This is a genomic window from Streptomyces sp. UNOB3_S3 (genome assembly GCF_020740895.1).
GTDB lineage: Bacteria > Actinomycetota > Actinomycetes > Streptomycetales > Streptomycetaceae > Streptomyces.
Genome location: NZ_JAILXP010000297.1, coordinates 1 through 9,032, shown reverse-complemented (window position 1 = coordinate 9,032; position 9,032 = coordinate 1). Strand labels below are relative to the sequence as shown.

The following is a 9,032-nucleotide window of genomic DNA, read 5'->3' as shown; positions in this document are numbered from 1 at the left end:
GCCCCGTTGCTGGGGGCGAGCTCCTTGGGGGTGAGCACCGGCGGGCGGGTGGAGGGGGTGCGCCGCGAGGAGCCGGTCCACGCCGGGCGGGCCGGGCGCTTCACGACGTGCTTGAAGATCTCGGCGATCTCCTCCTTGTTCAGCGTCTCCCGCTCCAGGAGGGCCAGAACCAGGTTGTCGAGGATGTCGCGGTTCTCGACGAGGATCTCCCACGCCTCGTTGTGCGCGGTCTCGATGAGCTTCTTGACCTCTTCGTCGACCAGCCCGGCGACCTCTTCGGAGTAGTCCCGCTGGTGCGCCATCTCGCGGCCCAGGAAGGGCTCGGAGTTGTCGGAGCCGAACTTGATCGCGCCGAGGCGCTCGGTCATGCCGTACTGGGTGACCATCGCGCGGGCCGTGGCGGTGGCCTTCTCGATGTCGTTGGCCGCGCCCGTGGTCGGGTCGTGGAAGACGAGCTCCTCGGCCGCGCGGCCGCCCAGCATGTAGGCCAGCTGGTCGAGCATCTCGTTGCGCGTGGTGGAGTACTTGTCCTCGTCGGGCAGGACCATGGTGTAGCCGAGCGCGCGGCCCCGGGACAGGATCGTGATCTTGTGGACCGGGTCGGAGTTCGGAGACGCCGCCGCGACCAGGGCGTGACCGCCCTCGTGGTACGCGGTGATCTTCTTCTCCTTGTCGCTCATGATCCGGGTCCGCTTCTGCGGGCCGGCCACGACGCGGTCGATCGCCTCGTCCAGCATGTGGTTGTCGATCAGCTTGCGGTCGCTGCGGGCCGTCAGCAGGGCGGCCTCGTTCAGCACGTTCGACAGATCGGCACCGGTGAAACCGGGGGTGCGGCGGGCGACGGCGGCCAGGTCGACGTCGGGCGCGACCGGCTTGCCCTTCTGGTGGACCTTGAGGATCTCCAGACGGCCCTGCATGTCCGGGCGGTCGACGGCGATCTGCCGGTCGAAACGGCCGGGGCGCAGCAGCGCCGGGTCCAGGATGTCCGGGCGGTTGGTGGCGGCGATCAGGATGACGCCGCCCTTGACGTCGAAGCCGTCCATCTCGACGAGCAGCTGGTTGAGCGTCTGCTCGCGCTCGTCGTGACCGCCGCCGAGACCGGCGCCGCGGTGGCGGCCCACCGCGTCGATCTCGTCGACGAAGACGATGGCCGGGGCGTTGGCCTTGGCCTGCTCGAAGAGGTCGCGGACGCGGGAGGCACCCACACCGACGAACATCTCGACGAAGTCGGAGCCGGAGATCGAGTAGAACGGGACGCCCGCCTCGCCGGCGACGGCGCGCGCGAGGAGCGTCTTGCCCGTACCGGGCGGGCCGTAGAGCAGCACACCCTTGGGGATCTTGGCGCCGACGGCCTGGAACTTCGCGGGCTCCTGGAGGAACTCCTTGATCTCCTGGAGCTCCTCGACGGCCTCGTCGGAGCCGGCCACGTCGGCGAAGGTGGTCTTGGGGGTGTCCTTGGTGATCAGCTTGGCCTTGGACTTCCCGAAGTTCATCACCCGGGAGCCGCCGCCCTGCATCTGGTTCATCAGGAACAGGAAGACCACGACGATCAGAACGAAGGGCAGCAGCGAGAGCAGCACGCCGACGAAGGGGTTCTGCTTCGACGTCGAGACGTTGTAGCCCTCGGGCAGCGTCTTCGGGTCGTCGTCATCGGCCTTGGCCTGGAGGTCCTTGGAGATCTCCACGCCCTGGTCGCCGATGTAGTTGGCCTGGACCTTGCTGGAGCCCTTGATCTTCTGGCCGTTGATCAGCTCGATCTTGATCTTGTTCTCGTCGCCGGTCGTCAGCTCGGCCGACTTCACCAGGTTCTTGTCGATCGCGTGCACGACCTGACTGGTGTCCACCGACTTGTAGCCGCCGGACGAGCCGACGACCTGCATCAACACGACCACGGCGAGGACGGCCAGCACGATCCACATGACCGGCCCACGGAAGTAGCGCTTCACGTCCATCCATACGGGGCGCTCGGCGCCCCGTCCCTCCTGCCACAGTGAGGCACGGTCACCCCTGAATGAGGTGCCCTGTGCGTGCGGTGTCCTGCTCGACCTTTGAGAGCGTGACTTGAAAGCCTGAAAAGACTGACCTTCGGACGGTACCCCAGCATTGTCACCCGACGCCGCCGCGGACGGTCAACAAACCCGCCCTCGCATGCTCCAACGGCGGGAAACCGGGATGGGTTCCCGTCCGCCGGGGTACCGGCTCCATGACGGAGCGTGCTCAGCCGCCGTAGACGTGCGGCGCGAGCGTGCCCACGAAGGGCAGGTTGCGGTACTTCTCGGCGTAGTCGAGACCGTAACCGACGACGAACTCGTTGGGGATGTCGAAGCCGACCCACTTCACGTCGATGGCCACCTTCGCCGCCTCCGGCTTGCGCAGCAGCGTCACGACATTGAGCGACTCCGGCTCGCGCGAGCCCAGGTTCGACAGCAGCCAGGACAGCGTCAGGCCGGAGTCGATGATGTCCTCGACGATCAGGACGTGCTTGCCCTTGATGTCGGTGTCCAGGTCCTTGAGGATGCGGACCACGCCCGAGGACTGGGTGCCCGCGCCATAGGAGGACACGGCCATCCAGTCCATGGTGAGGGGGGTGGACAGGGCGCGCGCCAGGTCCGCCATCACCATCACGGCGCCCTTGAGGACACCGACGATGAGCAGGTCCTTGCCCGCGTATTCCGCGTCGATCTTCGCGGCCAGCTCGGCCAGCTTCGCGTCGATCTCTTCCTTGGTGATGAGCACCGACTTCAGATCGGTGCCCATGTCCTTCTCGTCCACCCGCGCCACTCTCGCTCGTTCACGACCTTGTCGGGCCCGCGAGACGCGCTCCGCCCCGCTCGCATCAGCCCTGCCGGAGGACCAGTCTGCCACCCTGCCTGCGAACCGCGACGCGCCCGGGGAGGTTGATGGCCCCCTGGCCGCGCCAGCCGGTGATGAGCCGGTCGACTTCCTCCAGGTGCCGCGCGAAGAGCGAACCGGCCGGGGAACCCGCCGCAATGGCCGCCCGGCGCAGCACCCGGCGGCGCACGGCGGGGGGCAGGGCGTAGAGCTTGGCGACCTCGAGATCACCGGAGTCGTCGCGCACGGACGGCTCCACGGCGGCCGCCCAGGAGTCGAGGGCGTCGGCGTCGTCACGGGAGAGCTGGGCCGTCCGGGCGAGGGCCTCCACCACGCCCTTGCCGAGCGCCTTCTCCAGGACCGGCAGCGCCTCGTGGCGCACCCGGGAGCGGGTGTAGGCCGGATCGGCGTTGTGCGGGTCGTCCCAGACGGGCAGGGACTGGACCATGCACGCCTTCCGGGCCGTCTGCCGGTCCAGGCCCAGGAAGGGCCGGCGGTAGCGGCCGCCGACGCCGGAGGCGGTGGCCATGCCGGACAGCGAGCGGATGCCGGAGCCCCGGGCGAGCCCCAGCAGCACCGTCTCCGCCTGGTCGTCACGGGTGTGGCCGAGCAGGATCGCCGCGGCGCCATGACGGTCGGCCACGGCGTCCAGCGCGGCGTAGCGGGCGTCGCGGGCGGCGGCCTCGGGGCCGCCCTCCCGGCCGACGTCGACGCGGACGGCCTCGACGGGGTCGAGGTCGAGAGCGGTGAGACGGCTCACGACCTCGGCGGCGCGGAGGTCGGAGCCCTGCTGGAGGCCGTGGTCGACGGTCACGCCACCGGCCCGGACCCCGAGGCGGGGGGCCTCGAAGGCGAGGGCGGACGCGAGCGCCATGGAGTCGGCGCCACCCGAGCAGGCCACCAGCACGAGCGGCGGCACGCCGGCGCCCTGGGGCGAGGAGGTGGTGGGGGCCAGGGTGAGGACGTCGTGGAGAACGCGGCGGACCGCCAGGCGTATCGCCGCGACCGCGGGGTGTGGACCCATGTCCGTGTGTCCAATCGTTCCATGGGAGGGGGGTGCCGGAGCCGGCGCCGGGGCCTTGCCGACTCCGAGTATCCGTCACGCTGTGTGCGTCGATGGTGACAGAGACGAGCCTTTACCCGAGCATCGCACGCCCACCCTTGGCACACGGTCCCTCGGAAGGGTGATTACGGGAGCGTTCGTCCGGTAGCAGGGCGTGACGGGGGTGGAGTGGAATCACCCGTCGGCCCGTCCGTGCACCCGTGCGACCCAGTCCGCGGGTTTGGCGATCTCGGCCTTGGTCGGCAGCGTGTTCGGGGACGTCCAGACCCGGTTGAAGCCGTCCATACCGACCTCGTCGACCACGGCGCGTACGAACCGCTCGCCATCACGGTACTGCCGCAGCTTGGCGTCCAGGCCCAGCAGCTTGCGCAGCGCGGCGTCCAGCCGCCCGGCACCGGTGGCCCGCCGCTTCTGGAACTTCTCCCGGATCTCGGCCACGGTCGGTACGACCTGCGGCCCCACGCCGTCCATCACATAGTCCGCGTGGCCCTCCAGCAACGACATCACGGCCGTCAGCCGCGCCAGGATCTCCCGCTGGGCGGGCGTCTGGACCAGCTCCACGATGCTGCGGCCGCGCTCCTCCCCGTCCACCGGGGGCCGGCCGCCCGCCAGCGACTGGGCCGCCTCCCGGATCCGCTCCAGCAGCGTCGCCGGATCGACCTCCGTCTCCCCCAGGAACCCCTGGATCTCCCCCTCGATGTGGTCCCGCAGCCACGGCACCGCCGTGAACTGCGTCCGGTGCGTCTCCTCGTGGAGGCACACCCACAGCCGGAAGTCGTGCGGGGCCACGTCGAGCTCGCGCTCGACCTGGACGATGTTCGGCGCCACCAGGAGCAGCCGGCCGCCCCCCGCCGGGGCCCCCGGCAGGTCGCGCGTCGCCGGCGCGAACGTCTCGTACTGGCCCAGTACCCGGGACGCCAGGAACGACAGCAGCATCCCCAGCTCCACACCGGTCACCTTGCCGCCGACCGCGCCCAGCACCGCCCCTCCGGGGGCGCTCGCGCGCTTGTCCTGCATCTTCGACAGCAGCGGGCCGAGCAGGGCCCGGAAACCGGCGACGTTCGCCTTCACCCACCCCGCGCGATCGACGACGAGGACGGGCGGCTGAGTGCCGCCGCTCCCCTCGGGGGGCGTCATCCGGGTGAACGCCCGGACGTGCTCCTCCGACGCGATCGCGTGCCGGCGCAGCTCCGCGACCACGTCGCGCGCCTCGTCCCGGCCGACTTCGGGCCCCGGCCGTACGAGCCGGGTCGCGGTCGCCACCGCGAGCTTCCAGTCGACCATCTCCGTACCACCGACGCTCGTCATGCCTTCACCGTACGTGCTGCGTGCAGGCGGGGTGGAGGGCTTTGCCCGCCTCGCGGGGCGCCACCGCGAGGCGCCGCGACGGCGATCGGCCACGGGTCACGTGCCCGGCGGTGCCGCACCGGCCAGCGCCGACGCCGCCCGGTCGAGGGCCTTCTGCGCCGCGTCCGCGTCCGTCGTCCCGGACGCCAGGAACGCGAAGGCCAGCAGCCGCCCGTCCGGCGTGACGACCGTCCCGGCCAGCGTGTTCACCCCCGTCAGCGTGCCCGTCTTGGCGCGTACGAGCGCGCGGCCCGCCGCGTCGCGCGGATAGCGGTCGCGCAGGGTGCCGCTGAAGCCCGCCACGGGCAGGCCCGTGAGGACCGGCCGCAGGGCCGGGCGGCCGGGCTCCGCCGCCCGGGCCAGGAGCAGGGCGAGGAACTCCGCCGACGCCCGGTCCGCGCGGTCCAGGCCGCTGCCGTCGGCGATGTGGACGGCCGGCATCGGCAGGCCGAGCGCCGCGAGCCGCTCGGTGACGGCCTGCGCCGCGCCCTCGAAGCTCGCCGGCTTGCCCGAGGCGAGCGCGGTCTGCCGCGCCAGCGCCTCCGCGATGTCGTTGTCGCTGTTGGTGAGCATGCGCTCCACCAGCGCGGACACCGGCGGGGACGCCACCGAGGCCAGCCGGGCCGCCTTCTCCTCCGCGCGCCCCTCCCCCGGGTCGCCGTCGACCTCCACGCCCTTCTCCCGCAGCAGCGCCGCGAACTTCCGCGCCGCGTCCGCCGCCGGCTCCGCCGTACGGTCGGCGGGCCCCCGGTCGGAGTCGTCGAGGCGCCCCTCGTTGACCATCAGGGGGCTGACGGGGGCGATGTTGTCGTTGAGCCCGATCGTGTGGAGCACCGGGCCGGAGTAGCGCGAGACGTCGTACGCCAGCTTCACCTTGCCGCCGGTGCCGCGCGCCTTGAGGGCGCGGGCCGTGGCGTCGGCCAGGTCGCCGAGACCGGTCGCGGTGAGCGTGGGGTCGCCGCCGCCCACCAGGACGACGCCGTCGCCGCCCGCGGCCACCACGGTCGTCTCGATGCGGCGCTCCGGCCCCACCGCCGACAGCGCGGCGGCCGCCGTGGCCAGCTTGATCGTGGACGCCGGGGTGTACGCGTCCGACTGCCCCACCCCGTACAGCCGCTCCCCGGTCGTGGCGTCGACGACCGCGGCCGCCTGGCCGGAACCCAGCGCGGAGTCCTTCAGGAGGGGCTCCAGTGCCTCCGCGAGGCCGTCGGCGGAACGCTTCCCGGCCTTCGGGAGGGGCGCGAGCACGGCCGGGGCGGCACCCGGCGCGCGTTCGCCGTCGGCGTGACGGGCGCCACCGTGCCGTGCCGGGGCAGCGGCGAGGTCCCGTTCGGCCTTACGCTGACCCCCGTCCCAGGGCCCGGCGGCTGTCACCGCGCCGGTCGCCAGCGCCAGGCCGGCCACGGCGGACACGGCGGCGAACCGCACGGTTCGCCGTTGTTCGCGAGAGGCGTCCCGCCACCACCCGACCTGCCGGCGTCCGGCCTGCGGCACCACGGACCAGCCCCTTTCGCCACCACACTCCTGCGTGGGGGACACTTAATCACCAGACGTATGTGTTGATCAGAAGGAGCCACCCGTGGAGTTCGACGTCACCATCGAGATCCCGAAGGGTTCGCGGAACAAGTACGAGGTGGACCACGAGACCGGTCGCATCCGTCTGGACCGCCGACTCTTCACCTCGACCAGCTACCCGGCCGACTACGGCTTCGTCGAGAACACCCTCGGCGAGGACGGCGACCCGCTGGACGCGCTGGTCCTTCTCGACGAGCCGACCTTCCCCGGCTGCCTCATCAAGTGCCGCGCCATCGGCATGTTCCGCATGACGGACGAGGCCGGCGGCGACGACAAGCTGCTGTGCGTCCCCGCGAACGACCCGCGCGTCGAGCACCTCCGTGACATCCACCACGTCTCGGAGTTCGACCGCCTGGAGATCCAGCACTTCTTCGAGGTCTACAAGGACCTGGAGCCGGGCAAGTCCGTCGAGGGCGCCGACTGGGTCGGCCGCGCGGAGGCGGAGGCGGAGATCGAGGCGTCCTACAAGCGCCTTGAGGCGTCGGGTGGGGCCCACCACTGACGCACTGACGTGCGCCGTATGAGTGCCGGGCGGGCCTGACGCCGGCTCGGCACCTCCCCCAGCTACCGCTGGGAGGTACCCCAGACCGCCGTAGTGGCTGCTCGCCGCTGCGGCGGTTTTGGCGTTCCCGGGGGCAAGCCCCGGCCCCGGCGGGCGAGGCGAGGGGCTTCGCTCTAGAAGCCTCGCGTCCGTTTCGCCGCGCGGCGTGCCGCGCCCTCGCCCGGGACCTTGAGGAACATCCGGGACATCTCGCTCCCCAGATTCACCCCGATCGCGATGGCCAGCGCCAGCGCCGCCGCCTTCGTGATCGCGGAGATCCCCGTGTTCAGCTCGTTCTTCGCGAAGTTCAGCAGCGCGAAGTACGTGGCGCTGCCCGGCAGCAGCGGGCCGATCGCCGCCGTCACGTACGGCAGTGCCGACGTGTAGCGGTAGCGCGACAGCAGCTGGCCGAAGAGGCCGACGAGCCCGGCCGCGATCGCCGTGGCGGGTACCGGGTCCAGCCCCGCCGTGTCCGCGAGCGCCCCGTAGACGACCCACGCGACGCCGCCGTTGAGCGTCACCATCAGCACGGTGTGACGTTCCTGCTGGAGCAGCAGCGCGAACGCGAACACCAGCAGCATCGCCGCCACGATCTGGATGACGGGCCGCTCCCGGTGGACGAGCGCCGCCTCCGGGTTGAGCGTCCTGCCGCCGACGTGCACACCCCCGTACAGCACGACCAGCACGCCGCACACGATGCCCGCGATCAGGTACCCGACCTCCAGCAGCCGCGCCGCCGCCGTGATGTAGAAGCCGGTGAGCCCGTCCTGGACGCCCGCGACCAGCGCCCGCCCGGGGATCAGGGCGAACAGCCCACCCGTGATCACCGCCGACGCCTGGACGGGCGTACCGGTGGCGCTCAGCGCCACACCCATCGCCGCGGGCGGCATCGCCGCCGCCACGAACTGGTAGAACTCCGGCAGCCCCCGCCCCGACGCCAGCCACGCCAGCCGGTCGCCCAGCATCGCCCCGGCCGCCGCCGCCAGGAACACCACGATCCCGCCGCCCACGAGCAGGCTCGCCGCGCCGGCCAGCAGCCCGGAGGCGAGGGTGAGCGCCCAGCTCGGGTACGGGTGACGGTTGCGGCGTATCTCGGCGAGGCGGCGGTACGCCTCCTCCAGGGTCAGCCCCTGTGTGGTGATGTCGTGGACGAGCCGGAAGACCGCCGCCAGCCGGTTGTAGTCCGTGCCGCGCCGGCGCACCGTCCGGTTGGCGGTGACCGGGTCGTCGATGAGCGAGGGCTGGTAGCTGACGGTCAGCAGGGTGAACGTGACGGTCGGCTCGCAGCGCGCCAGCCCGTACGCGTGCGCGACGCCGAACATCGCCGCCTCCACGTCCTCGGCGCCCTCACCGCCCGCGAGCAGCAGCTCGCCGATGCGCAGCGTCAGGTCCAGCACGCGCGGCACCGGCGGCCCGGGCTCCTCCTCGTGCTTCTCCGGCCGCTCGGGCACCGGCCGTTCCAGGACCGGCATCCGCAGCATCGTGCGCATCCGGTCCTGCCAGGGCGCCTCCTTGGTGAGGCTGACCTTGGGTATGCCGTACGGAGGGGTGTAGGCGGGGTACGGCGCCGAGGCGCTCTCGCCGACGGCGCTCTTCGCCGCCGCCCCCTTCGTCCCGCCCGTGACGACGCCCTTGGGGAGGGCGAACTCCGACGTGGGGTGGTCGTCCTCGGGG

The 9,032-nt window shown here is 72.0% G+C and carries 7 protein-coding genes; 1 reads left to right on the top strand and 6 read right to left on the bottom strand.

What is annotated here, in order from left to right; genetic code table 11:
* The 5 genes from ftsH to dacB all read right to left on the bottom strand — a co-directional run.
* On the bottom strand, positions 1-1,952 hold a 1,952-nt coding region (gene ftsH / locus K6I33_RS26345), incomplete at its 3' end, for an ATP-dependent zinc metalloprotease FtsH (protein ID WP_229357025.1).
* A 265-nt stretch (positions 1,953-2,217) separates the two neighbouring features.
* Entirely contained in the window at positions 2,218-2,757 is a 540-nt protein-coding gene (hpt, locus tag K6I33_RS26340; protein ID WP_126918123.1) for a hypoxanthine phosphoribosyltransferase, read from the bottom strand.
* Positions 2,758-2,836: 79 nt separating this feature from the next.
* The gene (tilS, locus tag K6I33_RS26335; RefSeq protein ID WP_229357024.1) at positions 2,837-3,856 is read right to left on the bottom strand and encodes a tRNA lysidine(34) synthetase TilS; all 1,020 of its coding nucleotides are present in this window, start codon (positions 3,854-3,856) and stop codon (positions 2,837-2,839) included.
* 213 nt (positions 3,857-4,069) lie between these two features.
* The gene (locus K6I33_RS26330; RefSeq protein ID WP_229357023.1) at positions 4,070-5,203 is read right to left on the bottom strand and encodes a zinc-dependent metalloprotease; all 1,134 of its coding nucleotides are present in this window, start codon (positions 5,201-5,203) and stop codon (positions 4,070-4,072) included.
* Positions 5,204-5,299: 96 nt separating this feature from the next.
* Complete coding sequence (dacB, locus tag K6I33_RS26325) at positions 5,300-6,670, bottom strand: D-alanyl-D-alanine carboxypeptidase/D-alanyl-D-alanine-endopeptidase (RefSeq protein ID WP_229357022.1); 1,371 nt, start codon at positions 6,668-6,670, stop codon at positions 5,300-5,302.
* A gap of 151 nt (positions 6,671-6,821) precedes the next feature.
* Between dacB and K6I33_RS26320 the strand changes: the two genes are divergently transcribed.
* On the top strand, positions 6,822-7,319 hold the full coding sequence (locus tag K6I33_RS26320; protein ID WP_126915332.1) for an inorganic diphosphatase: 498 nt from the start codon (positions 6,822-6,824) through the stop codon (positions 7,317-7,319).
* A gap of 173 nt (positions 7,320-7,492) precedes the next feature.
* Here K6I33_RS26320 and K6I33_RS26315 read toward each other — a convergent pair.
* On the bottom strand, positions 7,493-9,032 hold a 1,540-nt coding region (locus K6I33_RS26315; RefSeq protein WP_229357021.1), incomplete at its 5' end, for a threonine/serine exporter ThrE family protein.

What these genes read in the sequence shown, in the direction of transcription:
- tilS (WP_229357024.1), bottom strand. Translation starts at nt 3,856, where the DNA reads ATGGGTCCACACCCCGCGGTCGCGGCGATACGCCTGGCGGTCCGCCGC.
- K6I33_RS26330 (WP_229357023.1), bottom strand. Translation starts at nt 5,203, where the DNA reads ATGACGAGCGTCGGTGGTACGGAGATGGTCGACTGGAAGCTCGCGGTG.
- hpt (WP_126918123.1), bottom strand. Translation starts at nt 2,757, where the DNA reads ATGGGCACCGATCTGAAGTCGGTGCTCATCACCAAGGAAGAGATCGAC.